Annotated in this window: 21 protein-coding genes; 11 read left to right on the forward strand and 10 right to left on the reverse strand. The window is 69.3% G+C overall.

Annotated elements, in window-relative coordinates; translation table 11 throughout:
• Positions 1-74 precede the first annotated feature (74 nt).
• From M9917_RS15835 to M9917_RS15850, 4 genes are all read left to right on the forward strand, one after another.
• Positions 75-980 carry a LysR family transcriptional regulator gene (locus tag M9917_RS15835; RefSeq protein ID WP_297255247.1) on the forward strand — a complete coding sequence of 302 codons (906 nt, stop codon included), beginning with the start codon at positions 75-77 and terminating at the stop codon, positions 978-980.
• A gap of 105 nt (positions 981-1,085) precedes the next feature.
• Positions 1,086-2,249 (forward strand): ATP phosphoribosyltransferase regulatory subunit, encoded by a 1,164-nt coding sequence (locus M9917_RS15840; protein ID WP_465246385.1) that lies wholly within the window; start codon positions 1,086-1,088, stop codon positions 2,247-2,249.
• Positions 2,246-3,232, forward strand: coding sequence for an ATP phosphoribosyltransferase (gene hisG, locus M9917_RS15845; protein ID WP_297255251.1), 987 nt, complete (start codon positions 2,246-2,248; stop codon positions 3,230-3,232). Before M9917_RS15840 ends, hisG begins: the two co-directional genes overlap by 4 nt.
• A gap of 188 nt (positions 3,233-3,420) precedes the next feature.
• A complete protein-coding gene (locus M9917_RS15850; RefSeq protein ID WP_297255253.1) occupies positions 3,421-3,906 on the forward strand; it encodes an META domain-containing protein in 486 nt (161 codons plus the stop codon).
• 30 nt (positions 3,907-3,936) lie between these two features.
• Here M9917_RS15850 and M9917_RS15855 read toward each other — a convergent pair whose 3' ends face one another.
• The 5 genes from M9917_RS15855 to M9917_RS15875 all read right to left on the reverse strand — a co-directional run bounded on the left by M9917_RS15855 (position 3,937) and on the right by M9917_RS15875 (position 10,683).
• A complete protein-coding gene (locus M9917_RS15855; protein ID WP_297255255.1) occupies positions 3,937-6,030 on the reverse strand; it encodes an ABC transporter ATP-binding protein/permease in 2,094 nt (697 codons plus the stop codon).
• A gap of 303 nt (positions 6,031-6,333) precedes the next feature.
• Entirely contained in the window at positions 6,334-7,443 is a 1,110-nt protein-coding gene (locus M9917_RS15860; RefSeq protein ID WP_297255257.1) for a branched-chain amino acid ABC transporter substrate-binding protein, read from the reverse strand.
• A gap of 237 nt (positions 7,444-7,680) precedes the next feature.
• Entirely contained in the window at positions 7,681-9,321 is a 1,641-nt protein-coding gene (gene groL / locus M9917_RS15865; protein ID WP_297255259.1) for a chaperonin GroEL, read from the reverse strand.
• Positions 9,322-9,370: 49 nt separating this feature from the next.
• Positions 9,371-9,658, reverse strand: coding sequence for a co-chaperone GroES (gene groES, locus M9917_RS15870; RefSeq protein WP_297255260.1), 288 nt, complete (start codon positions 9,656-9,658; stop codon positions 9,371-9,373).
• A gap of 182 nt (positions 9,659-9,840) precedes the next feature.
• Positions 9,841-10,683 carry a DMT family transporter gene (locus M9917_RS15875; RefSeq protein ID WP_297255262.1) on the reverse strand — a complete coding sequence of 281 codons (843 nt, stop codon included), beginning with the start codon at positions 10,681-10,683 and terminating at the stop codon, positions 9,841-9,843.
• A 283-nt stretch (positions 10,684-10,966) separates the two neighbouring features.
• Here M9917_RS15875 and M9917_RS15880 point away from each other — a divergent pair, with 283 nt between their 5' ends.
• Together M9917_RS15880 and M9917_RS15885 are read left to right on the forward strand one after the other, a co-directional pair.
• The gene (locus tag M9917_RS15880; RefSeq protein WP_297255264.1) at positions 10,967-12,397 is read left to right on the forward strand and encodes a lipopolysaccharide biosynthesis protein; all 1,431 of its coding nucleotides are present in this window, start codon (positions 10,967-10,969) and stop codon (positions 12,395-12,397) included.
• Between the two features lie 167 nt (positions 12,398-12,564).
• Positions 12,565-13,368, forward strand: a complete 804-nt coding sequence (locus tag M9917_RS15885; protein ID WP_465246386.1) for a L,D-transpeptidase — start codon at positions 12,565-12,567, stop codon at positions 13,366-13,368.
• 10 nt (positions 13,369-13,378) lie between these two features.
• On the opposite strand, the gene M9917_RS15890 is transcribed toward M9917_RS15885, so the two are convergent.
• Both M9917_RS15890 and M9917_RS15895 read right to left on the reverse strand, forming a co-directional pair.
• Positions 13,379-14,062 carry a DUF2076 domain-containing protein gene (locus M9917_RS15890; protein ID WP_297255266.1) on the reverse strand — a complete coding sequence of 228 codons (684 nt, stop codon included), beginning with the start codon at positions 14,060-14,062 and terminating at the stop codon, positions 13,379-13,381.
• 91 nt (positions 14,063-14,153) lie between these two features.
• Complete coding sequence (locus M9917_RS15895) at positions 14,154-14,921, reverse strand: L,D-transpeptidase (protein WP_297255267.1); 768 nt, start codon at positions 14,919-14,921, stop codon at positions 14,154-14,156.
• 249 nt (positions 14,922-15,170) lie between these two features.
• Here M9917_RS15895 and M9917_RS15900 point away from each other — a divergent pair, with 249 nt between their 5' ends.
• The 5 genes from M9917_RS15900 to M9917_RS15920 all read left to right on the forward strand — a co-directional run bounded on the left by M9917_RS15900 (position 15,171) and on the right by M9917_RS15920 (position 20,017).
• On the forward strand, positions 15,171-16,592 hold the full coding sequence (locus M9917_RS15900) for an amidase (protein ID WP_297255269.1): 1,422 nt from the start codon (positions 15,171-15,173) through the stop codon (positions 16,590-16,592).
• Positions 16,593-16,689: 97 nt separating this feature from the next.
• Complete coding sequence (locus M9917_RS15905; RefSeq protein ID WP_297255271.1) at positions 16,690-17,853, forward strand: amidohydrolase/deacetylase family metallohydrolase; 1,164 nt, start codon at positions 16,690-16,692, stop codon at positions 17,851-17,853.
• A gap of 77 nt (positions 17,854-17,930) precedes the next feature.
• A complete protein-coding gene (locus M9917_RS15910) occupies positions 17,931-18,425 on the forward strand; it encodes a GNAT family N-acetyltransferase (RefSeq protein ID WP_297257096.1) in 495 nt (164 codons plus the stop codon).
• A 15-nt stretch (positions 18,426-18,440) separates the two neighbouring features.
• Positions 18,441-18,899, forward strand: a complete 459-nt coding sequence (locus tag M9917_RS15915) for a RidA family protein (RefSeq protein ID WP_297255273.1) — start codon at positions 18,441-18,443, stop codon at positions 18,897-18,899.
• Between the two features lie 2 nt (positions 18,900-18,901).
• Positions 18,902-20,017: a D-TA family PLP-dependent enzyme gene (locus M9917_RS15920; protein ID WP_297257097.1), complete on the forward strand. Its 1,116-nt coding sequence runs from the start codon at positions 18,902-18,904 to the stop codon at positions 20,015-20,017.
• Between the two features lie 117 nt (positions 20,018-20,134).
• Here the strand turns inward: M9917_RS15920 and M9917_RS15925 are convergent, their stop codons facing one another.
• From M9917_RS15925 to M9917_RS15935, 3 genes are all read right to left on the reverse strand, one after another.
• Positions 20,135-20,701 (reverse strand): DUF2345 domain-containing protein, encoded by a 567-nt coding sequence (locus M9917_RS15925; RefSeq protein WP_297255275.1) that lies wholly within the window; start codon positions 20,699-20,701, stop codon positions 20,135-20,137.
• A 68-nt stretch (positions 20,702-20,769) separates the two neighbouring features.
• On the reverse strand, positions 20,770-21,498 hold the full coding sequence (locus M9917_RS15930) for a DUF1028 domain-containing protein (RefSeq protein ID WP_297255277.1): 729 nt from the start codon (positions 21,496-21,498) through the stop codon (positions 20,770-20,772).
• A gap of 67 nt (positions 21,499-21,565) precedes the next feature.
• Positions 21,566-23,371 carry a gamma-glutamyltransferase family protein gene (locus tag M9917_RS15935; protein ID WP_297255278.1) on the reverse strand — a complete coding sequence of 602 codons (1,806 nt, stop codon included), beginning with the start codon at positions 23,369-23,371 and terminating at the stop codon, positions 21,566-21,568.
• Positions 23,372-23,528: the final 157 nt, after the last annotated feature.

Genomic DNA, 23,528 nt, shown 5'->3' on the forward strand with positions numbered 1-23,528 from the left:
TAGAACAATTAAATGCCCCTTGCAGCGCGACCAAAGCCAGACATTATTTCCGGATTGGAAAAGGTGGCGCATCGATGGACCGGTTCGGCGATCTAGACGTCTTCGCGCATGTGGTCACGACCCGGAGCATGTCGGCGGCCGGGCGGCAGCTCAACCTGTCGCCGGCCGTGATCTCCAAGCGCATCCGCCGGCTGGAGGAGCGGCTCGGCGTGCGCCTGCTCCAGCGCACGACGCGCCAGCTCGCCCTCACCGAGGCCGGGCACGGCTTCTACGAGCGCGTCGTCTCGATCCTGGCCTCGATCGAGGAGGCGGAAGCCTGGGTCGCGAGCGGCGCCGGCCAGGTGCGCGGGACGCTCAGGGTCTCGGCGCCGACCTCGTTCGGGCGCATGCACATCGCGCCGCATCTCAAGCGCTTCCTCGACGCCAACCCGCTGGTGACGGTCGATCTCGTGCTCGGCGATGCCTTCGTCGACGTCGTCGGCGAGGGTTTCGACCTGGCGATCCGGATTGCCGATCTCCAGGATTCGAGCCTTGTCGCCAAGCGGCTGGCGCCCAACCACCGGGTGCTCTGCGCGACGCCGGGGTACCTCGCCGAGCACGGCACGCCGGCCGATATCGCCGCCCTCGCCGGCCACCGGCTGATCGCCCACAATGCCGACCACTGGCGGCTCGACGGGCCGGAGGGGCCGGTCCCGGTCAGGGTCAACGGTCCCTTGCGCACCAATTCGAGCGAGGTCGTGCGCGAGGCGCTGCTGGCTGGCCTGGGCATCGCGCTGCGCTCGACCTGGGATGTCGGGCCGGAGCTGAAATCGGGCGCGCTGCGGCGGGTCCTGCCGGCCTATGCGGTCGGCTCGCGCGTCGCGGTCTACGCGGTCTATCCGAGCCGCCGGCATCTCGAGCAGAAGGTGCGCGCCTTCGTCGACTATCTCGGCGAGCTCTACGGCGCCACGCCCTATTGGGATGCGGGGCTTGCCCTGTGAGCCCGCGGCGGCCTGCGGATTCCCGTTCACCCAATTCCCGCAAAACTCTCGAAAATCCACCGCATCGCTGCTAGATCATCGCGCGTCCTACCGGACGCGATAACGATGATCCATCCTATTGTTGGAGCATCGGCCGAAAACAGGACAGGACGAGCCGTGCCCGCAAGCCGCGCCAGCATCGAGACCGTGATCGCGCTCTTCGCGAGCGAGGGCTATGCCCATGCCGAACCGGCGATCCTCCAGCCGGCGGACGTCTTCCTCGATCTCTCGGGCGAGGATATCCGCCGCCGCATCTTCATGACGCAGGACGCCGACGGCCGCGACTGGTGCCTGCGCCCCGAATACACCATCCCCGTCGCGCTCGATCACATCGCCTCGGGCCGGACGGAGCCGGCGGCCTATGCCTATGCCGGCCCGGTCTTCCGCATGCGCGCGGGCGAGCCCGGCGAGTTCCAGCAGGCGGGCATCGAATCCTTCGGCCGCGACGATCGCGCCGCCGCCGATGCCGAGATCATGGCGCTCACCATCGAGGCGACGGCGGCGCTGGGGCTTGACGCGCCGCGCATCGTCATGGGCGATGTCGCGCTGCTCGGCGCGCTGCTCGACGGGCTTTGCGTGCCGCAAGGGGCGCGGCGCCGGCTGGTGCGCGCCGTGGTGCAGGGCAGGGGCGCGGACGCCGTCGCCGCGCTCGATCCGCCGGCCGCGGAGGGTGAGCCCGCCCATGCCGGCCTGCTCAAGGCGCTCGAGGGGCAGGATCCCAAGGCCGCCCGCGCCTTCGTCGAGGACGTGCTCTCCATCGCCGGCATCTCGACCGTCGGCGGGCGCTCCGCCGCCGATATCGCCGAGCGCTTCCTGGCGCGCGCCGCCGAGCGGGAGAACCCGGTCAATGGCGACGTCAAGGCGCTGCTCAAGCGGGTGCTCGCCGTCTCCGGCGATCCCGATACGGCGTCGGCGGCGCTGCGCGCGCTCGCTGGGGAGGCGGCGCTCGATCTTGGCCGCGAGCTCGACGCCTTCGACGAGCGCACCGGCTTCCTCGCCGCGCGCGGCGTCGATATCGGCGCTATCCGCTTCTCGGCCGGCTTCGCCCGCAATCTCGACTACTATACCGGCTTCATCTTCGAGCTGCACGACACCGCCCGCGGCGACGGCAAGCCGGTCGCCGGCGGTGGCCGCTATGACAACCTTCTCGGCCGGCTTGGCGCACGCGGGCCGCTTGCGGCCGTCGGCGCCTCGCTCTGGCTCGACCGCCTGACGGGAGACGCCGCATGAGCCGGCCGCAAGCCGACGACGCCCCGCTCGTCCTCGCCGTGCCCTCCAAGGGGCGGTTGCAGGAGAACGCCACCGCCTTCTTCGGCCGCGCCGGGCTGAAATTCGTCAAGTCGCGCGGCGAGCGCGACTATCGCGGCGCCATCGCCGGCGTCGAGGGGGCGGAGGTCGCCTTCCTCTCGGCCTCCGAGATCGTGGCGCAGCTCGCTTCCGGCGCCGCCCATATCGGCATCACCGGCGAGGACCTCGTGCGCGAGCAGCTCTCCGACGCCGATGCGGCGGTGGAGATGCTCACCCCCCTCGGCTTCGGCCATGCCAATGTCGTCGTCGCCGTGCCGCAAGCCTGGATCGACGTGCGAACCATGGCCGATCTCGACGACGTCGCCTCGGCGATGCGGGCACGCCACGGCCGGAAGCTGCGCGTCGCGACGAAATACGTGAACCTGACCCGCCGCTTCTTCGCCGCCCACGGCCTCGCCGATTACCGCATCGTCGAAAGCCTCGGCGCGACCGAGGGCGCGCCCGCCGCCGGAACGGCCGAGATCGTGGTCGACATCACCACGACCGGCGCGACGCTTGCCGCCAATGCGCTGAAAGTGCTCGACGACGGGGTGATGCTGGCCTCGGAAGCCAATCTCGTCGCCGCGATGCGGGCGCCCTGGGGCGAGCGGGCGCGGGCGGCGGCGCGAACGATCCTGTCGCGCATCGCCGCCGAGGAGGAGGGGCGTACGCTGCGCGAGGTCCGCGCCCGGCTCGATCTGACGGCCGAGGCGCTCGCCGGGCTGAAGGAGCGTTTCGGCGCGCGCCTGCCCTTCGGGCCGCCCGCCACTGGTGCGCCGCTGACGCTGCATTGCCCGGACAAGGTGGTCTTCGCGCTGGTCGAACATCTCGACGGGCTCGGTGCCGACGATGTCACCGTCAGCGCCCCGGCCTATGTCTTCCGCCGCGCGAACCCGCTGCTGGAGCGGCTGAACGCACGGATCTGACCATGCGGCAGCTTCGGAACGGCGGGATCGCCCACGCTTCGGCCTTGATCCCGAACCAATTGGACCCGATTGTCGACGCATCGGATTTTTCCGAAAAGTGGATACCACTTTCCGATCCGATGCTTTAGGCGTTAACCGATTTGGCGGCAGGTCGCACTGCCGCACGCGTGAATGCGGGTAAGACGATCATGATCCGACGCCTTGGCCTTGCGGCCGTTCTTGCGGCCCTGACCGCACCGATGCTGATGCCGGGCGAGGCTGCGGCGCAGCGCCGCCAGCAGACGCCGTCGCGCGAGGAGCTCGGCGGCGGAACGCGGCCGATCCCGATGCCGCAGCAGGAGAAGCAGTTTCCGTTCGGCGCGAGCTGGAGCCTCATGACGTTGAACGGCAAGCCGGTCCAGGACCGGCGCGCCACCCTGATCGTCGACCAGAACCTGCGCGGCACCGGCTTCGGCGGCTGCAACACCTTCTCGGCCTCCGCCTATCCGCTGCGCGAGCAGAGCTTCGCGGTCGGGCCCATCGCCCTTACCAAGCGTGCCTGCGACAAGGGCGCCCTCGATTTCGAGCGCGCCTTCCTGATGGCGCTGCGCGCCACCCAGAAATGGGACCTCGTCAACGGCCGCCTCGTGCTGAAGGGCGGGGCCGGCGAATTGACCCTCAGCCGCTCGCTCTGATCGGCTCCTCTTCGTTCCGCGCCGGTCGCCTCAGGCGGCCGGCGTTTTCACGACGGGCGTCGGCGTGAAGGTGCCGTCCGCATTCGGCTCCATCACGACGATGGCCTCGTGCATGGCGCGCAGCGTCGTGCGGTGGCCGATCGAGACGATGCGCGTCTGCGGCAACTCGCGCTCGATCGTCGCGTAGATCTCGTCCTCGAGCTTCTCGTCGAGCGAGGCGGTCGCCTCGTCGAGGAAGAGCCAGTCCGGCCGGTTCAGAAGCGCGCGCGCCACGGCCAGCCGCTGCTGCTCGCCGCCCGAGAGCCGCTGGCCCCACAGATCGATCTCGTCGAGCCGATCCGCGAGATGGCCGAGCTTGACCTTTTCCATGGCGGTGCGGATCGCGGCGTCGTCATAGGCGTCTTCCGCGGCCGGATAGGCGAGCGCTGCCCTGAGCGAGCCTTGCGGCAGATAGGGGCGCTGCGGCAGCAGCATGATTTCGGCTTCCGCCGGGATGCCGACCTTGCCGTCGCCGAAGGGCCAGATGCCGGCGATGGCGCGAAACAGCGTCGACTTGCCGGAGCCGGAGGGGCCGATCAGCAGCGTCGAGCGGGCTTGGCCCAGATCGAGCGCGCCGAGCCTGACGATCGGCTTGCCGTTGGGCAGGGCGAGCGTGGCGTCGCGGATGTGCAGGCTCTCGTCGCGCGAGGTCTCGCGGCCGAGCGCCTCCTCGCTGATCGCGCCGTGCTGCGCCTCCGCGACGGCCTTCTCGAAGGAGGTCAGGCGGTTGATCGAGGCGAGATACTGGGCGATCGAGGAGTAGCTGTTGATGATGAAGGAGAGCGCCGTCTGCACCCGGTCGAAGGCGCCGGCGACCTGCATCATGATGCCGAGCGTGATCGTGCCGGCGAAATAATACGGCGCCAGAATGATGTAGGGCAGCACGACGCTGAGCTGGTTGTAGGACAGGGTGAAGCTGGTCAGCTTCAGCCGGCGCCAGACCAGCCGGTAGAAGTTCTCGACGATGTCGCGGAAGCGCTGGGCGAGATGGGCGCGCTCGGTCGGCTCGCCGACCATCAGCGCGATCTGCTCGGAATATTCGCGCAGTCGGGCCAGGGCGAAGCGGAAATCCGCCTCCCGCTTCTCCTGCTCGAATTCGAGGCGGATCAGGGGGCGGCCGATGACATGGGTGAGCCACGTCGCCGCCACCGCATAGAAGAACGCCACCCAGAAGATATAGCCCGGAATCGCGATGGAGGTGCCGGGCAGCGTGAAGCTGACCTGGATGTTCCAGAGGATGATCGAGAACGAGACCAGCGTGGAGACCTGCGAGAGCAGGGGCAGCGCGAAGCCGTAGGTCTGGTTGACGAAGGAGCGGGTGTCCTCGGCGATGCGCTGGTCGGGGTTGTCGACGCTGCCGGCGAGCGCGATCCGGTAATGCGTGGCATGGTCGAGCCAGCGCCGCGTGTACTCGTTCGCCATGTACTGCCGCCAGCGGATCAGGATGGTGTAGTTGGCGAACAGCTCGATCAGGTTCGAGATCACCCAGAGCACGGCCCAGACGCAGAACACGTAGAAGAGCTGGTACCAGAACGCCGCCGCATCCTTGTTCTGCAGCGCGTCGTACATGTCGCGGTTGAAGAAGGAGAGGCGCAGCGTGATGCCGACCTGCACCTGGTTGAGCACGATCAGGAAGACGAAGAGCGCAACCGCGAGCGTGCCCAGCCTGATCCTGAACGGGCCGATCGGCCAGAGATTGGCGGTGGTGATCTCGTCGGATTCGAAATAGGGCGAGGCGATGCGAGCGATGCGCCCGATCACCGGCACGAAGGAGATCGCGTAGATCAGGATCGCGAAGACGCCAACGGTTGTCGGCAGGCTGGTCGGCACCGGCGGGATCTGCAGGGCGGCGGGCCATTGGCCGAGCTCGGCTGTGATCGCCGCCGCGCCGAACACCAGATATTCGATGGCGAAGACGCTGGAGAAGATCCGCAGGAAGAAGGGCAGGGTCGGCGAGCGGAAGGTCACCGCCGCCAGGATGAGGCCGATGACGCCCATGCCGATGACCCCGGCCGACCCGGCCTGCTGGCCGACGACCAGCGCGACGGCCGCCAGCACGGCGACGAGGATGCTCAACAGGCGCATGGGCGGGAATCCTGGCGGGAGACGGTTGGGGCCACGATTCGGACCATGTCGCAGCGCCGATGGCCTTTCAATGGCGCCGCGCCCGGATGAGCAAATTGTCATCAGGCGGAGAGGCTGGCTTCAGCGAGCGTGGTCGCTGCGCGGCGGTGAGGTCGAGCTTCACGGGACCAACGGCCTACACCTCAACCCCTACCCCTCTCCCTGATCTCGGGCCTGCCCGGGATCAGCACTCAAAGTGTCGAAGTCGGCAACAGCCGACTTCGATGCAGGAGAGGGGTTCCCGCGCAGGCTGTCGACGCCGGATCACTCCGCCGCGACGATCTTGCCGGCGTCCCATTTGTACATCGAGAAGCTCGGCGAGCTCAGATCGCCGGTCTTGCCGTAGGTCAGCGTGCCGATCGCGGTCTTGATCGGCATGCCGGAGACCAGAGCCTTGGCGGCGCCGGCCGCATCGGCGGGCTTGCCGGCCTTCTCGATCGCGGCCTTGAGCACCTCGACGGCGGCATAGGCGTTGAGCGTGAAGGCCTCCGGCGGGATGCCCTTCTCCTTCAGCGCCGCGACGGCCTGGGCGGAATCGGGGTTCTTCAGCGCGTCGGTCGCGTTGGTGAAGAGGGTGCCGGTGGCGTGCTCGCCGCCGATCGCCGCGAACTCGGTGTTGGAAAGGCCCTCGCCGCCGATGATCGTCGCCTTGACGCCGGCATCGGCGAGCTGGCGAGCGAGCAGCCCGCCCTCGGGATGGTAGCCGCCGAAATAGATCACCTCGGCATTCGCGGCCTTGAGCCGCGTCACCACGGCCGAGAGGTCCTTGTCGCCGGGGTTGACGGTGAGCGCGACGACCTCCTTCAGCCCGCCGGCATTGATGCCCTTCTGGAAGGCGTCGGCGAGGCCCTTGCCGTAGGTGCCCTTGTCGTGGACGATCGCGATCTTCTTGTCCTTCAGATGCTTGAGGACATAAGCCGTGGCGATCTCCGCCTGCTGGTCGTCGCGGCCGCAGGTGCGGAAGACGTTGGTGAGGCCGCGCGTCGTCAGCGCCGGGGATGTCGCGGTCGGCGTCACCATCACGACGCCGCTTTCGGCGAAGACGTCCGAGACCGCCATGGCGACGCCGGAGGTCACCGGCCCGACCACGAACTTGACCTTCTCGCCGACCAGCAGATTGGCGGAGGAGACGCCCTGCTTCGGATCGCCGGCATCGTCGGCGAGCTTCAGCACGAGCTTCTCGCCGAGCACGCCGCCATTCTTGTTGATCACGTCGACGGCGGTCTGGGCGCCGTTCTTGACCTGGTCGCCATAGGCGGCGACCGGCCCGGTCAGCGGCGCGACGAGGCCGATGGTGATGTCGGCACGCGCGGCCTGCGTGGCGAGGAGCGTTGCGGCGAAGGCGACGCCGGTGAGGAATTTGGAGGTCGTCATGGGCCTCTCCCGATCGTTTTGCGTGGCACGCGTCCTGGCGGAGGCGCTTGCCGCTTTTATAGGCGAGGAAGGCCACGGAACGGAAGGCTGGTCCCGGCAGCGCAAAAAAGAAGGCCCGGCTTGCGCCGGGCCTTCCATCATTTCGGTGGGAGCTGGACTTCCTCAGAAGTCCATGCCGCCTCCGAAACCGGGCTTGCCCGATTTCGGCATTTGTACGCTTTGGGCGTTTGGACTTCCTCAGAAGTCCATGCCGCCCATGCCACCGCCGCCGCCCATCGGGGGCATCGGGGCGTCCTTCTTCGGCGCCTCGGCGATCATCGCCTCGGTGGTGATCAGCAGGCCCGCGATCGAAGCCGCGTCCTGGATCGCCGTGCGCACGACCTTGGTCGGGTCGATGATGCCGGCCTTGACCAGATCGCCGTACTGGCCGGTCTGGGCGTTGTAGCCATAGGCGTAGTCCTTGGCCTCGATCAGCTTGCCGATCACGACCGCGCCGTCATCGCCGGCGTTGTCGACGATCTGGCGGGCCGGAGCGGCGATCGCCTTGCGGACGATCTCGACGCCGGTCTTCTGGTCGTCGTTCTGGGTCTTGAGCGACTTGACCGAGTTCAGCGCGCGCAGCAGGGCGACGCCGCCGCCCGGCAGGATGCCTTCCTCGACCGCGGCGCGGGTCGCGTTCAGGGCATCGTCGACGCGGTCCTTCTTCTCCTTGACCTCGACCTCGGTCGCGCCGCCGACGCGGATCACCGCGACGCCGCCGGCGAGCTTGGCCAGGCGCTCCTGGAGCTTCTCGCGGTCGTAGTCCGAGGTCGTCTCCTCGATCTGCGCCTTGATCTGCGTGACGCGGGCCTCGATGTCCTTCTTCTTGCCGGCGCCGTCGATGATCGTGGTGTTCTCCTTCTCGATGCGCACGCGCTTGGCGCGGCCGAGCATGTTGAGCGTCACGGTCTCGAGCTTGATGCCGAGGTCTTCCGAGATCATCTGGCCGGCGGTCAGGATCGAGATGTCCTCGAGCATGGCCTTGCGGCGGTCACCGAAGCCCGGAGCCTTGACGGCCGCGACCTTGAGGCCGCCGCGCAGCTTGTTGACGACGAGCGTGGCGAGCGCCTCGCCCTCGACGTCCTCGGCGATGATCAGGAGCGGCTTGCCGGTCTGCACCACGGCCTCGAGGATCGGCAGCATCGCCTGGAGCGAGGAGAGCTTCTTCTCGAAGACGAGGATGTAGGGGTCGTCGAGCTCGGCGACCATCTTCTCGGAGTTGGTGATGAAGTATGGCGAGAGATAGCCGCGGTCGAACTGCATGCCCTCGACGACGTCGAGCTCGGTCTCGGCGGTCTTGGCCTCCTCGACGGTGATCACGCCCTCGTTGCCGACCTTCTGCATGGCCTTCGAGATCATCTCGCCGACCGAGGCGTCGCCATTGGCCGAGATCGTACCGACCTGCGCGACTTCCGCGTTCGAGGTGACCTTCTTGGAGTTCTTCTTGAGGTCGGCGACGATGGCGTCGACGGCGAGGTCGATGCCGCGCTTCAGGTCCATCGGGTTCATGCCGGCCGCGACCGACTTGGCGCCCTCGCGGACGATCGCCTGGGCGAGCACGGTGGCGGTGGTGGTGCCGTCGCCGGCATGGTCGTTCTGGCGCGAAGCGACTTCGCGGACCATCTGGGCGCCCATGTTCTCGAACTTGTCGGCGAGCTCGATCTCCTTGGCGACGGTGACGCCGTCCTTGGTGATGCGGGGAGCGCCGAACGACTTCTCGATCACGACGTTGCGGCCCTTGGGACCGAGCGTGACCTTCACGGCGTTGGCGAGGACATCCACGCCGCGCAGCATCTTGTCGCGGGCGTCGGAGGAAAACTTGACGTCTTTGGCAGCCATGAGAGCTAATCCTTGGAAATGGAAACGGGAAAGAACGTCCGGGCGGCGATCAGCCGACGACGCCCATGATGTCGGATTCCTTCATGATCAGGAGATCCTGGCCGTCGATCTTGACCTCGGTGCCCGACCACTTGCCGAAGAGCACGCGATCGCCCTTCTTGACGTCGAGGGCGACGAGCTTGCCGGCATCGTCACGGGCGCCCGGGCCGACGGCGACGATCTCGCCCTCCTGGGGCTTTTCCTTGGCGGTGTCGGGGATGATGATGCCACCCTTGGTCTTTTCCTCGCCATCCAGGCGGCGGACCACGACGCGGTCATGCAAAGGACGGAACTTCATGGTTCTGTCTTCCTCTCGGTCTCATTCGCTACGGGCGCCGCTGAAAGGCCCCGGGGGAGGCTGTTAGCAGTCTCCTGATGAGAGTGCTAACAGATGGGAGCGGAGATAGGCGCGGGGGTTTGCGGAGTCAAGGATGCCTCCCGCAATAAAGTAAATGTGGCCGGTCGTCGGCGCGAAGCCGCCTAGCGCCGGCTGATCGCGATGGTCCCGGCCACGATCAGCACCGCCCCGAGATAGGTCGTGTAGAGCGGCACCTCGTCGAACAGGAAGAAGCCGAGCAGGCTCGCCCAGACCAGCGCCGTGTACTCGATCGGCGCCAGCCGCGAAGCCGCCGCGCGGGCATAGGCCGAGGTCAGCGTGAGGTGGCCCGCCACGGCGAGCACTCCGGCGCTGAAATAGGCGGTGAGGTCGCCGAGGCTCATCGGCACGAAGACGTGCCAGGCCGGCACGGCGATGAAAAAAGCCGGCCCGGCGTTCTGGAAGGCGACGATGATGGCCGGGTGCTCGCGAACCGCTATGCGCCGCAGCAGGATCAGGTTGAAGGCATAGGTCACCGCCGAGAACAGCGCGGCCGCGACGCCGAGCCCCGTCCCGCCGACATGGCCCTGCAGGCGCGGCCAGACCATCACCAGCATGCCGGCGAGCCCGAAGCCGAGCGCCTGCAGGATGCGCCGGTCGATCTTCTCCTTGAGCAGCAGCCCGCCGAGCAGGGCGACGAAGACCGGTGCGAGGAAGGAGAGCGTCAGCGCTTCCGCCAGCGGCAGCACCGAGATCGAGTAGAAGAAGCTTCCCGCGGACAGCACGACCAGCGGAACCCGCGCGAGGTTGCCGATCACGCTGGCGCGGGTCGGCCGGGGAGGGCGCACGATGGCGAGCACGGCAAGCGCGCACAGCCCGCCCATCAGGAAGCGCATGAACAGCGCCATCGCGAAGGGGTGGTGCTGCATCTGGCCCTTCACCACCGCATCCATGACGGTGAGCAGGGCAATGCCGAGCGTGGCGCGCAGGGCGATGGACCATGTCATGATGTCGGGCTGCGTCCGGGAGGGCGCCCCATGGACGGCATGGGAACCGCGTTCCGGTCTAGGGCGGATCGGAGGTTTCGCCTAGGGCCGGGCGCCACAGCCCCTCCATGCCGTTCTTGCAGGGGGTCTTCGGGGAAAGCGGCCGCTTGGAAAACCGCCGCTGCCCCGCTGCGCTCGCAATGACGATGAGGCGGGCACGAAGGCCGTTGGTATAAGGAGGTGCGTCGCCGGAAGCCCGGCTGAGTCGCCGGGGCCGCGAGCGGGATGGGATGACGAAGGCACGATGAGCGTCCTTTTGCCCTTCATCGTCAATGCCGGGCTGAATTTCGTCCTCGGGCTCGTCATCGCCCTGTTCCTCGGGCCGGATGCCTTCGGGCGCTACGCCATCGGCGCGGCCATCGTCGTGCTGGTCAACACCGCGCTGCTCGACTGGCTGAAGCTCTGCGTCGTCCGCTTCTATTCCGCCGAGAGCCGTGAGAGCGATCCCGGCATCCGGGCGACGCTCGACCTGCTCTTCGCCGGCATCGGCCTGTCGCTCTCAGCGCTGCTCGCGGCGGCGCTGCTGGCGGGCGTCGATACCGGGCTGCCGGCGGCGCTGCTGATGGCTTCGGTCGCCGGCGGCGTCGCCGCGGGCTGGTTCGACTATCACGCGGCGATCGCCCGCGCCCGCTTCCTCGACGCGGCCTACGCCCGGCTCGTCCTGGTCAGGAGCGGGGCCGCCCTGCTGCTGATGGCCGGCGGCGCCTGGGCGACGCGCGACCCCACCATCGTCCTCCTCGGCGGCCTCCTCAGCGCCGGTGGCGCCGTGCTCGCCATCCGTGGCCGGCTGGCCGATGCGAAGCCGGCGCCGGGTCCGTTCAGGACCGACCTGATGCGCGGCTTCGCGCGCTACGGCCTGCCGCTGGTGGCGGGCAACGCGATCCATGCCGCGATCCCGCTCCTCAACCGCGCGGTGCTGGCCGAGAGCCATGGCTTCGCCGAGGCGGGCTTCTTCTCGCTCGCCTCCGATATCGGCCTGCGGCTTTTTCCCGTACTGGCGACGATGCTGGAGATCGTGCTGCTGCGCGAGGTCATCCGCCTCGACGAGACGCGCGGGCGCCTCGCGGCGCAAAAGCGCATCGCCCGCAACATGGTCGTCGTGCTGGCCCTGGTGCTGCCGGTCGCGCTCGGCTTCTGGCTTACCCTGCCGGCCTTCGAGCGGCTCCTCGTTCCGGCCGGGTTCCGTGGCCATTTCGCCGGCCATATGACGCTGCTGCTGCCGGGCTTCGCGGCGATCGCGCTGTTCCAGGCGGCGCTCGCGCCCGTCTTCCTCCTGGCCAAGCGCACGCTCGTCGCCGCGCTCGCCGCGCTCGCGGGGCTTGCCGTCGACCTCGTCCTCGTCTTCGGCTGGCCGGGACCGTCCGTGCCCGCGACAGTCGCGCTGGCGCAGAGCGGCGCCTATCTGACGGCGCTGATCGTGATGGCGGTCATCGCGCTGCGCATGCTGCCGGCCTGGCCGCCGCTGCGCGAGATCGCTTGCGTCCTCGCCGCTGCCGTGGCGATGGCGCTCGCGGTCTGGCCCCTGCGCGGCACGCTGCCGGCGGGCCTCGAGCTGCCGCTTCAGGCCGGGCTCGGCGCGCTCGTCTATGCGGCGGTGATCCTGGCCTGCGATGTCGGCCGCTGGCGCAGCGGCCTGAAGCTGCGCTGGCTCGCCCGGCGCGCGGCGCGCCGGTGACGAGGCCGGCAAGCTTTCCTTCACCCTGTCGCTTGACCGGACGCTAAGGTTAATTCCGCGAATTGCGTGGTTTCAGGCAGGTTTTCCGGCCCCGGCGGCGGCGATTCACCATTCCTTTGAGGCGCCGCCGCAGGCTTCCGGCAGTCGATGTCGAGAGTGCCTGCGTCATGCGTCGAAAGATCCTCCTCCCGTTCCTCGCCTTTGCCGGAGCGCTTGCCGCAGCCGGGCCGGCTCTCGCGCAGGGCCATGGCTATGCCGCGCCGAACGACCCGATGGCGGCAGGGCGCGGCCAATATGGCGGCGGGCTGATCGAGATGCTGATGACCGGCCGCGACCCGACGCCTTATGGCCGTGGCGGCGCGGTCTACAACCGTCCCGGCGGCTACGCGGCTTATGGCCAGCGCGTGCAGCCCGAGGCCGGCTATGCGCCCGATCCGTTCGCGGCGGCGCGCCAGCAGCCCGCCACGCGTCGCATGGCCGCGCTCGGCGAGCCGGCCGAGACGCGCCAGGGCATCCAGCAGATCCTCGATCCGCGCTTCCGCAAGCAGGAAGTCGCCTATGACGGGCCGCACAAGCCCGGCACGATCATCATCGACACGCCGCAGCGCTTCCTCTTCCTGGTGCAGCCTCGCGGCAAGGCCATGCGCTACGGCATCGGCGTCGGCCGGCCGGGCTTCTCCTGGGCCGGCATGAAGACCATCACCCGCAAGGCGGAATGGCCGAGCTGGACGCCCCCGGCCGAGATGCTGAAGCGCCGGCCCGACCTGCCGCGCTTCATGGCCGGCGGCCCCGAAAACCCGATGGGCGCGCGCGCCATGTATCTCGGCTCCTCGCTCTACCGCATCCACGGCACCAACGAGCCGAACACGATCGGGCAGGCGGTCTCCTCGGGCTGCATCCGCATGACCAATGACGACGTCACCGATCTCTACGAGCGCGTCCGTGTCGGCGCGAAGGTGCTGGTGATCTGAGGCACGGGCCTCAGGCCCAGTCGCCCCCGCCGCCGTCGTCGAAGCCGGGATCGTCGTCTTCATAGTTGGCCTGGTCGTAGCCGGCGTCGTCGTGCCGATCCTGCTCCGTCCGGTCGTCGGCGGCCTGCTGCGACGGTGCCGAGGAACCGCTGCCGGCATCGCTCGCCGTCTGCGGCTTGCCGCCGCCGAAGGCGTTGGCCAGCACGTTGCCCAGCATCACCCCGCCGGCGACGCCGGCCGCCGTGGTCAGCGCGTTCGCCATGAAGCCGCCGCCGCGCGGCTGCTGCTGGTTGCTCCACGGCCCGGGCTTCGTCTGCTCGGATGGGTCCGCAGCGCCTCGCGCCTGCGTGTTCCAGGCGGCGGAGGGGGCGGTGGCATCGGCGCGTGGCGGCACCGGCGGAACCGATCCCGCACGCGGCGCCGCCGCGCCGCCGAAGATGCCGGACAGGAAACCGCCGGCCGGCGCCGGCCCGGCCTGGCTGAGCTGTGCCCGCAGGCTCTCGACCTCGTGGTTCAGCTTCGCCAGCGCCTGTTCCTGGACATAGACCGCCTGGGCCAGGGCGTAGGGCGCATAGGGCTGCTCGCGCAGGCGCTCGGCGATGAGAGACTCGGCCTCGGGGTCGCGGGGCTGGTTGGCCGCCTGCCGGAGGCGGTCGAAAATCCCGGCGATCACGTCGCGTTCCTGCGGCGTCATCGTCATCTCCTCTCGTTGGGGGCGCGGGCTGCGCCATAGGCGAGAGGTGGGCGTTGTCCGCGGCGGTATCAAGGCGCCGCCGCGCCCGGCCTCAGATGCGGCCGAACTCGTAGTCGTCGTCCGGCGGCGGCATCTCGTCGATCTCGGAGCCCGGCTGGAGCGTGCCGCGGTTGAGCACGAGGACGGCCGTCCCGGTCGGCACGCGGCCGTAGAGGTCGATGATGTCCTGGTTGAACATGCGGATGCAGCCCGACGACACCGACTTGCCGATCGACCACGGCTCCGAGGTGCCGTGGATGCGGTACATGGTGTCGCGGTTGCCCTGGTAGAGATAGAGCGCACGCGCCCCGAGCGGATTGTCGAGGCCGCCGGCCATGCCGGCCGCCCAGGGGCGGTTGCGCTCCGGCTCGCGGGCGATCATCGCCGCGGTCGGCGTCCAGCGTGGCCACTGCGCCTTGCGCGCGACCGTGGCGCGGCCGCGCCAGGACATGCCCTGCTTGCCGACGCCGATGCCGTAGCGGATCGCCTTGCCGCCCTCCTGCACGAGATAGAGATAGCGGTTGTCGGTATCGACGACGATCGTGCCGGGCTGCTCGCGGGTCGGGTAGGAGACGATGCGGCGCAGGAACTGCGGGTCGACCTCGCTGAGGTCCGTCGCCGGCAGCGGGTGCAGCTCATCGGGCCGCTCGCCGTACATCGCCAGATATTCGGCGCTGATATGCGGCCCCGGATAGGCGGCCTCGACAGGCTCGGGCCGTCGGTTCGCCACGCAGGCGGCGAGGAAGAGCGGGCTCAGGGCGGCGAAGGCGCGGCGGGTCGGCCGGGCGAGGGGGGAGGCTAACGGGCGGACGGGGGGCATCGACGGGCAACTCGGCATGACGGACAGGAATGAACGATGGTGACGGCGCCCTGGTTCCATGCGCCGTCGAGGGCTTTCGTTCAAGGTCGCCGAGATGGCCTCGGGGTGGGCAGAAGATGGCCGAATTATGTCCGCGCAACGCTGTGGCCGTTCGGCAACAGGCATTCCGGCCGCGTCGGAAGCGGATGCGGGTCGACAAGCGCCGCCATGGTCTGCATCCTGCCGCGCCGCCGCCCGGGAGGTTCCCGCATGACCACGATCGCCTCGCTCTCCGCCGCCGATCTCGGCCCGCTCTATGCGGCCAAGACGCTTTCCCCGGTCGAGGTCGCGAGGGATGTGCTCGCCCGCATCGAGCGCTTCGAGCCCGCGGTCAACGCCTTCGCGCTGCGCGACGAGGCCGTGACGCTCGCCATGGCGGAAGCCTCGCAGGCACGCTGGCTGAAGGGCGAGGCGATCGGCCCGCTCGACGGCGTGCCGGTCACCATCAAGGACAATCTCGGCGTCGCCGGCTGGCCGATGCGCCGTGGCTCGAACGTCACCTCCGACGCGCCCTTCACCGAGGATTCCCCCGTCGCGGCACGGCTGCGCGAGGCCGGCACCGTCTTCCTCGGCAAGACCGCCATGCCGGAATATGGCTGGAAGGGCGTCGGCGATTCCCCGCTCACCGGCATCACCCGCAATCCCTGGGACACCGGCATGGGGCCGGGCGGCTCCTCCGCAGGGGCCGCCGTCTCAGCCGCGCTCAATCTCGGCTGCATCCATATCGGCACCGACGGTGCCGGCTCCATCCGCATCCCGGCCGCCTTCACCGGCGTCGTCGGCCTGAAGCCGAGCTATGGCCGCGTTCCCGCCTGGCCGATCTCGACCATGGGTTTCCTCGCCCATCTCGGCCCGCTGGCGCGCAGCGTCACCGACACGGCGCTGGCGATGAAGGTCATCAGCCAGCCCGATCAGCGCGACATGACGGCGCTGGTCGATCGCCCGCCAGATTATGTCGACGGGCTGAAGGGCGGCTTGAGGGGCCTGCGCGTCGCCTGGTCGCCGCGCCTGGGCCTGGATGTCGCCGTCGATCCCGAGGTCGCGGCGCTGACGGCCGCCGCCGCGCAGGTCTTCGCGGAGCTCGGCGCGGTGGTCGAGGAGGCCGATCCGGGCTTCGCCGATCCGATCGAGACCCTGATGACGCTCTGGGCGTCGGGCGCGGCGCTCGCGCTCGGTGGCGTCGGCGCGGCCGGGCGTGCGCGGATGGACCCCGGCCTCGTCGCGCTGGCCGAGCGGGGCGAGGCGATTGCCGCCGCGACCTATGTCGATGCGCTGCTCAACCGGCGCAGCGCCTTGGCCCTGCACATGGCGCAGTTCCATCAGCGCTACGACCTGCTGCTGACGCCGGCCCTGCCGCTGCCGGCCTTCACCGTGGGGCGCGACACGCCGGCGCACGGCGCCTACGGCGAGGACTGGACGGCCTGGACGCCCTTCACCTACCCCTTCAACATCACCGAGCAGCCGGCCGCCTCCGTGCCCTGCGGCCTGACGAAAGCCGGCTTGCCGGCGGGGCTGCAGATCGTCGGCGCCTTCGGCAAGGACGCGCTGGTGCTGCGGGCGGCTGCGGCCTTCGAGCAGGTGCGGCCCTTCGCGCGGATCGATGCGCCGCGCGAACCCGCCCGGGCGGGATAGGACGCAGGCTCCGGATCGCCTTGACTTTTCGCTTTCGCCCCTCTCCCTTCCCTGCGAAGGGAAAGGCGAATGCGCTCTTTCCGGAGACCTCAATCGCATGACCCACGATCTCATCCTCAAGGGCGGCCGCGTCATCGATCCGTCGCAGAAGCACGACGGCGTCCTCGACGTCGCCTTCAAGGACGGCAAGGTCTCGGGCTTCGGCAAGGACCTGAAGGGCGCCAGGGAGATCCGTGACGTTTCCGGCTACATCGTCACGCCCGGCCTGATCGACCTGCACACCCATGTCTACTGGGGCGGCACCTCGCTCGGCATCGACGCCGACGCCTTCTGCCGCGCCTCCGGCGTCACCACCTCGGTCGATACCGGCTCGGCCGGGCCCGGCAACTGGGCGGGCTTCCGCAAGCACGTGATCGAGCAAAGCCAGGCGCGCATCCTCGCCTATCTCCACGTCTCGCATGCCGGCATCTACGGCTTCGACAAGCGGGTCATGGTCGGCGAGAGCGGCGATCTGCGCCTGATGAACCCGATCGACTGCGCCGCGGTGGCGGAGGCCAACCGCGACGTCGTCGTCGGCATCAAGGTCCGCGTCGGCTTCCACGCCTCGGAAAATTCAGGCGCGGTGCCGCTCAACATCGGATTGCAGGTCGCCAACGAGGTCGGTCTGCCGCTGATGTGCCATATCGACGAGCCGCCGCCCTCCTATGAGGAGGTCCTCGCCATGCTGAGGCCCGGCGACGTGCTGACCCACGCCTTCCGCCCCTTCCCGAACACGCCGGCGACCGCGCAGGGCACGGTGAAGCCGGAGGTGATCGCCGCCCGCAAGCGCGGCGTCCTCTTCGATATCGGCCATGGCCAGGGCTCCTTCGCCTTCAAGACCGGGCGCGCCATGCTGGCCAACGGCTTCGAGCCGGACACCATTTCCTCCGACGTGCACGCGCTCTGCATCGACGGCCCGGCCTTCGACCAGGTCACGACGATGTCGAAGTTCCTGTGCATGGGCATGAGTCTCGGCAACGTCATCGCCGCCGCGACGGTGAACGCCGCCATGGCGCTGAAGCGCCCGGAATACGGCTCGCTCAGGGTCGGCTCGCTCGGCGACGCGACGATCCTGACCGTGAAGGAAGGCAGGTTCGACTATGTCGACGCGGCCGGCGAGCATCTCATCGGCGACAGGCGGATCCTCTCCGAGGGCGTCGTACTCAAGGGCAGATGGTGGCACCCGAAGCGGACGAGCAAGTTCCCGAAGGCGGCGGCCTGATCGCGTCCCCCGTCATTCCGGGTTCTTCGCCGGCGCGAAGCCGCCCCGGAATGACGGAGGGGTGTCTGTTGCGGGACATGCTCTGGCGCCCCATGGCGCCGGCCGATCTGCCGGCCGTGATGAGGGTCGCGGCCCATGTGCATCCGGATTATCCGGAGGACGAGGCGGTCTTCGCCGAGCGGCTGTGGCTGGCGCCGGAGGGTTGCCATGTGCTCGCGGCTCGCGACGGGGCGCTTCAAGGCTATCTCGTCAGCCATCCCTGGCCGGCGGGCGCCGTTCCCGCGCTGAATTCGCTGCTCGGCGCCATCCGGCCCGGCACCGTGAACTGGTACCTGCACGACCTCGCCTTGCTGCCGGCCGCGCGCGGCAGCGGGGCGGCGGGTGCGATCGTCGCCGCGATCGCCCGCCATGCCGCCGGAACCGGCTATACCAGCCTCACGCTGGTCGCGGTCAATGAGTCGGGCGGCTTCTGGCGGCGGCAGGGCTTTCGCGAGGTGCATGATCCCGCGCTTGCGCTGAAGCTCGCGAGCTATGACGATGCGGCCCGCTACATGCGCCGCGACGAGACTTGAGAGGAGAGGATTGCGATGAGCGCCGAAGACAGGCTGAAGGAACTGGGGCTGACGCTGCCGGAGGCGCCGACGCCGGTCGCGACCTATGTCAGCTTCAAGCAGGTCGGCGACATGCTCTATCTCTCGGGCCAGGGCCCCAGGCGCGCCGACGGCAGCTATCCGACCGGCAAGGTCGGCGCCGACGTGACCATCGAGCAGGCCTATGACCATGCCAGGCAGACCGGCCTCGGCCTGCTCGCGGCGATGAAGAAGGCGGTGGGCTCGCTCGACAGGATCGAGGTGGTCAAGCTCCTCGGCATGGTCAATGCCGCGCCCGATTTCTCGGACCATCCCAAGGTGATCAACGGCTGCTCGGACCTGTTCGTCGCGGTGCTCGGCGAGCGCGGCCGCCATGCCCGCTCGGCCGTCGGCATGGGCTCGCTGCCCAACCGCATGACGGTGGAGATCGAGGTCATCGTCAAGGTGCTGCCGTGAGCGTGACCGCGACCACCTCGAGCGCCGTCGACCAGCCGGCCTCGACCCCGCTCGCCGCCGAGATCGCCCGCGTCTACGGAACGCCCGCCGTGGTCGTCGACCTCGACAGGGTCGATGCCAACATCGCCCGCCTCCAGGCCGCCTGCGATGCGGCCGGCCTCGCCAACCGCCCGCATATCAAGACGCATAAATCGCCGGAGCTGGCGCGGCTCCAGGTCGAGGCCGGCGCGCGCGGCATCACCTGCCAGAAGCTCGGCGAGGCCGAGGTCATGGCCGATGGCGGCCTCGACGACATCATGATCAGCTACAACATCCTCGGCGAGGAGAAGCTCGGCCGCCTCGGCGCCCTCCAGCGCCGCGTGCGGATGATCGTCGCCGCCGACAACCCCGTCACCATCTCCGGCCTGCCGCGCTCAGCCGAGATCGCCGGGCGCGACCTCGAGGTGGTGATCGAATGCGACACCGGGCGCAAGCGCGCCGGCGTCGTGACGCCGGGCGAGGCGGTGGAACTGGCGAAGATGGTCGCGGCCTCGCCGGGACTGCGCTTCGCCGGTTTCCTGATGTACCCGCCTGAGGATGGCTGGGAGCGGACGCAAGTCTTCCTCGACACCGCCAATGCGGGCCTGCGCGACGCCGGCCTCAAGGCCGATATCGTCTCGACCGGCGGCTCGCCCAACATCCCCAACATGGGCAAGCTCAAGGGCGCGACGGAGCACCGCTCCGGCACCTCGATCTTCAACGACCGCATGCAGATGGCGGCCGGGGTGGCGAGGCTGGAGGACTGCGCGCTGAGCGTCTACGCCTCGGTGGTGAGCCGGGCGGCGCCCGAGCGCGGCATCCTCGATTCCGGCTCGAAGACGCTGACGAGCGACATCGGCGGCCTCGACGGCCACGGCTACATCCTCGAATATCCGCGGGCGCGGATCGCGCAGCTCGCCGAGGAGCACGGCTTCCTCGACCTCACGGCGACGAACGAGCGGCCCGTGGTCGGCGAGGTGGTGCGCATCGTGCCCAACCATGTCTGCGTCGTCGTCAACACGGTCGGTCGGTTGATCACCGTGCGCGGCGACAGGCTGATCGGGGAATTGCCGGTGCCGGCGCGCGGCAAGCTGACCTGAGCTTTTGTCTCAGCATCGGACCGAAAAGTGGATTCCACTTTTCGGTCCGATGCTCCAGGTCCTTGTTTTATCGCATTTTCTTCACGCGAACCGGTGTCCACTTCGCTCGAAAATGCTCTAATTCTGGAAGATCTTCGATCCCTTGAGCGCGACCTGGCTGGACGCCTTGGCATCGATGCGTCCGGAAGCCTTGAGCGTGATGTCGCGCCCCTGAAGCTCGGCGCTGCCGTCCTTCTTCAGGTTCAGCGCGGCGGCGCCGCTCTTCAGCGCCGCCGCGTCGGAGCCCTGGATCGAGACCGTCTTGCCGGCCGTGACCGCGATCTCCTTGCCGCAGGTGACGGCGAGGTTCTGCCCGCTGTTGATCGTGCAGCCCACAGCCGCGGCGACGTTGAAGCTGCGTGTCTCGAACGAGGCTTCCTGGCCGCTGCTGACGCGCAGGCGATTGCCGGCGGTGAGGCCGGCATTGGCGCCGGCGGCGATGGCGAGGTTGGCGCCCGCGGTCAGCGTCATCGCGCCGCCGGTCGTGAGCGCGATGCCGTGCCCGCAATTGACGGTCAGCGAGCCCGGCGCGTTGATGACGACATTGCCGCCGCGATCCGCCGAGATCGCCTGGAGGAGGGCTGCGACCTGCGCCTCCAGCGTGGCGATGCGCCTCTGCAGAGCTTCGTTGTCCCGATCGGCCATCGCATCCCCGCTGCGGCAAAGAGCCTCAGCCTATCACGCGCCGGGCGCGGCGAGAATGCGCGCGCCGCTCAGCTTTCCGGGTGCCGTGCGTTCCACGCCGCCGCATATTCCGCGCAGATCCGGTCGAGCTCGGCCCGGTCGGTGACGCCGGCTGGGCGCCCGCGTGACGGTGACGCCTGCTGGAACGGCACCGCGCGCTGATGCGCCACGCGCCAGAGCCTTCTCAATTCCTTCAGCGGATCGGCATGATCGTCGACGCGGATGTCGAGGCCGGGCACCGGCTCCCCGTTCCAGATCCGGATGGCGGCGGACTGCTTGCCGCGCTTGTCGCCGCCCGCCTTCTCGCCGGCCTCGAGCGCGACCAGCAGCCGCTCGTCGAAATCCAGCCCCGAGGCGGCGATATAGGCCTTGAGCGTTTCCTGCACCACCTGCGGCCCGGCGAGCATGTTGCCCGCCACCGAGACCTGCGGCCCGTCGACGGCGCCGCACCAGTCGATGCACTCGGGCCCGGTATGGGCGGCGATCCTGCCGTCGCGGTCGATGACGTGGAGCTGGCGGTGGGCGCGGCCTGCGTCGGCCGCCGTCAGCGTCGCGATGATCTCGACCGCCGAGCGCCCCTCCTGCAGGAGCCTCAGCCCGTCGATGCCGTAGAGCGGGTTGACGAAGGCCTGCGTCGCGATGGCGCCGATCCGCCCGCAGCCATAGGGCACCCGGGCGCCCACGGCGAAGGCGCAGGTCGAGACGGCGACGCCATAGGCGCCGGTCGCGGCATCGCGGGCGACGATGGACCAGGTCATGCGGGCTCCTTCCAGTCGCGGTGATCGCGCATCCGCCGAGCCCTCATGCCGACGGCGCTCCGCAGCCTTATCGCCCGGCGGCGTAGGCCTGCATCAGACGCGGCGTCGCGGCAGCGCGCAAGAGACCGTCGCTGCTGCGTTCCGCCGCGGTGAGCCGCCCGACCGTCCAGGCCGGCGCCTTCTCGACCGCGTGGCCGCGCCGTTCCAGTTCGGCGAGCGCGGCGGCGCCGATGCTCTCCTCGACCATCATATGGCCCGGCCGCGAGGCGCGCGGATAGAAGGAGGAGGGGAAATGCTGCGTGTGGAACAGCGGCAGATCGATCGCCTCCTGCAGGTTGAGGCCGTGATGGACCCGGCGCAGGAACAGGCCGAGCTGCCATTGCTCCTGCTGGTCGCCGCCCGGCGTGCCGAAGGCGAGGCGCGGCTCCCCCTTCTCGAAGGCGAGCGTCGGCGTCAGCGTCGTGCGCGGCCGCTTGCCGGGCGCGAGCGAGGCGGGCAGCCCCTCTTCCAGCCAGAACATCTGGGCGCGCGAGTTGAGCGGGAAGCCGAGCTCCGGGATGACGGGCGAGGATTGCAGCCAGCCGCCGGAGGGCGTCGCCGCGATCATGTTGCCCCATCTGTCGACGACGTCGATATGGACGGTGTCGCCCTTGCGCCCGGCCGCGACCATCGAGGCCATGGTCGGCTCGCCGACGCTGGCGCCGCCCTCGCCCGGCTGGACGACGGCGCCGAGCGCGCTCAGCGCCTGCGCGACCTGCGCCTCGTAGCCGGAGACGACGCCGGGCCGCAGCTCCAGCGAGGCGCGCTCGCCGATCAGCCCGCGGCGGCCTGCGGCATAGTCCTCCGAGAGCAGCGTCGCGAGCGGCACCTTCACGAAATCCGGGTCGCCGTAATAGGCCTCGCGGTCGGCGAAGGAAAGCTTCATCGCCTCGACGACATGGTGGACGAAATCGGGGCTCGTCGGCCCCATCCCGGCGATGTCGATGCCTTCGAGGATCTTCAGCGTCTGGAGGAAGACCGGGCCCTGGCCCCAGGGGCCGGTCTTGAACACCTCCCAATCGTGATAGCTGACCGAGGCCGGCGTCTCGTAGCTCGGCTGCCAGCGGGCCATGTCGTCGGCGGTGAGCAGGCCCCTGTTGCGGCGGCCGGAGGAATCCATCACTTCCTGCGTGCGGCAGAAGCGGTCCATCGCCTCGGCGACGAAGCCATTGTACCAGGCGTCGTAGGCGCCCTGGATCTGTTCCTGGCGGTCGCTGCCCTTCGCCTCCGCCTCGGAGAGGATGCGCTTGTAGGTCTGCGCCGCCGCCTTGTTGGCGAAGAGCTTCAGCGCCTGCGGCACATGGCCGCCGGGCAGGTAGACCGCGCCGGAGGTCGGCCATTCGCCGGTGAAGAGATCGGTCAGCTCCCGGATCGAATCCGAGACGCGCGGCAGCATCGGATGGCCGTTCTCGAAATAGCCGATCGCCGGCTCCAGCACCTCGCGCAGCGTCAGCCTGCCATGGTCGCGCAGCAGTGCCATCCAGCCGCCGAAGGCGCCGGGAACGACGGTCGCGAGCAGCCCGGAACCCGGGATCAGGTCGAGGCCGAGCGCCTTGTAGGCCGCAATCGTCGCCGCCTGCGGGGCCGGCCCCTGCGCGCACAGAACCTCGACCTTCTTCGTCTCGGCCGAATAGAACACCGCCGGCATGTCGCCGGCCGGGCCGACCAGATGCGGCTCCACCACCTGCAGCACGAAGGCCGAGGCCGCGCAGGCGTCGAAGGCGTTGCCGCCTTTTTCCAGCATCGCCATGCCCGCTGCGGTGGCGAGCCAGTGCGTCGAGGTGACGACGCCGAAGGTGCCGAGGATTTCGGGCCGGGTGGTGAACATGGGCATACCCTTGAGATTTGGTGTTCCGTCGAATCGCGGTGGCGGCGAGCGCCCGAACCCGCCTTGTCGCAGTCGTTTTCCGCCGCGCCAAATTGACTCGGATTTTCGCCGGCGTCGATGATGCCCGGATGGCGGGGGTTCCCAGCCGCCGGAGGACATGCAG

It is taken from the genome of Bosea sp. (in: a-proteobacteria), assembly GCF_023953965.1.
Taxonomy (GTDB): Bacteria; Pseudomonadota; Alphaproteobacteria; order Rhizobiales; family Beijerinckiaceae; genus Allobosea.

What these genes read in the sequence shown, in the direction of transcription:
- M9917_RS15835 (WP_297255247.1), top strand. Translation starts at nt 75, where the DNA reads ATGGACCGGTTCGGCGATCTAGACGTCTTCGCGCATGTGGTCACGACC.
- M9917_RS15840 (WP_465246385.1), top strand. Translation starts at nt 1,086, where the DNA reads ATGATCCATCCTATTGTTGGAGCATCGGCCGAAAACAGGACAGGACGA.
- hisG (WP_297255251.1), top strand. Translation starts at nt 2,246, where the DNA reads ATGAGCCGGCCGCAAGCCGACGACGCCCCGCTCGTCCTCGCCGTGCCC.
- M9917_RS15850 (WP_297255253.1), top strand. Translation starts at nt 3,421, where the DNA reads ATGATCCGACGCCTTGGCCTTGCGGCCGTTCTTGCGGCCCTGACCGCA.
- M9917_RS15855 (WP_297255255.1), bottom strand. Translation starts at nt 6,030, where the DNA reads ATGCGCCTGTTGAGCATCCTCGTCGCCGTGCTGGCGGCCGTCGCGCTG.
- M9917_RS15860 (WP_297255257.1), bottom strand. Translation starts at nt 7,443, where the DNA reads ATGACGACCTCCAAATTCCTCACCGGCGTCGCCTTCGCCGCAACGCTC.
- groL (WP_297255259.1), bottom strand. Translation starts at nt 9,321, where the DNA reads ATGGCTGCCAAAGACGTCAAGTTTTCCTCCGACGCCCGCGACAAGATG.
- groES (WP_297255260.1), bottom strand. Translation starts at nt 9,658, where the DNA reads ATGAAGTTCCGTCCTTTGCATGACCGCGTCGTGGTCCGCCGCCTGGAT.
- M9917_RS15875 (WP_297255262.1), bottom strand. Translation starts at nt 10,683, where the DNA reads ATGACATGGTCCATCGCCCTGCGCGCCACGCTCGGCATTGCCCTGCTC.
- M9917_RS15880 (WP_297255264.1), top strand. Translation starts at nt 10,967, where the DNA reads ATGAGCGTCCTTTTGCCCTTCATCGTCAATGCCGGGCTGAATTTCGTC.
- M9917_RS15885 (WP_465246386.1), top strand. Translation starts at nt 12,565, where the DNA reads ATGCGTCGAAAGATCCTCCTCCCGTTCCTCGCCTTTGCCGGAGCGCTT.
- M9917_RS15890 (WP_297255266.1), bottom strand. Translation starts at nt 14,062, where the DNA reads ATGACGCCGCAGGAACGCGACGTGATCGCCGGGATTTTCGACCGCCTC.
- M9917_RS15895 (WP_297255267.1), bottom strand. Translation starts at nt 14,921, where the DNA reads ATGCCCCCCGTCCGCCCGTTAGCCTCCCCCCTCGCCCGGCCGACCCGC.
- M9917_RS15900 (WP_297255269.1), top strand. Translation starts at nt 15,171, where the DNA reads ATGACCACGATCGCCTCGCTCTCCGCCGCCGATCTCGGCCCGCTCTAT.
- M9917_RS15905 (WP_297255271.1), top strand. Translation starts at nt 16,690, where the DNA reads ATGACCCACGATCTCATCCTCAAGGGCGGCCGCGTCATCGATCCGTCG.
- M9917_RS15910 (WP_297257096.1), top strand. Translation starts at nt 17,931, where the DNA reads ATGCTCTGGCGCCCCATGGCGCCGGCCGATCTGCCGGCCGTGATGAGG.
- M9917_RS15915 (WP_297255273.1), top strand. Translation starts at nt 18,441, where the DNA reads ATGAGCGCCGAAGACAGGCTGAAGGAACTGGGGCTGACGCTGCCGGAG.
- M9917_RS15925 (WP_297255275.1), bottom strand. Translation starts at nt 20,701, where the DNA reads ATGGCCGATCGGGACAACGAAGCTCTGCAGAGGCGCATCGCCACGCTG.
- M9917_RS15930 (WP_297255277.1), bottom strand. Translation starts at nt 21,498, where the DNA reads ATGACCTGGTCCATCGTCGCCCGCGATGCCGCGACCGGCGCCTATGGC.
- M9917_RS15935 (WP_297255278.1), bottom strand. Translation starts at nt 23,371, where the DNA reads ATGCCCATGTTCACCACCCGGCCCGAAATCCTCGGCACCTTCGGCGTC.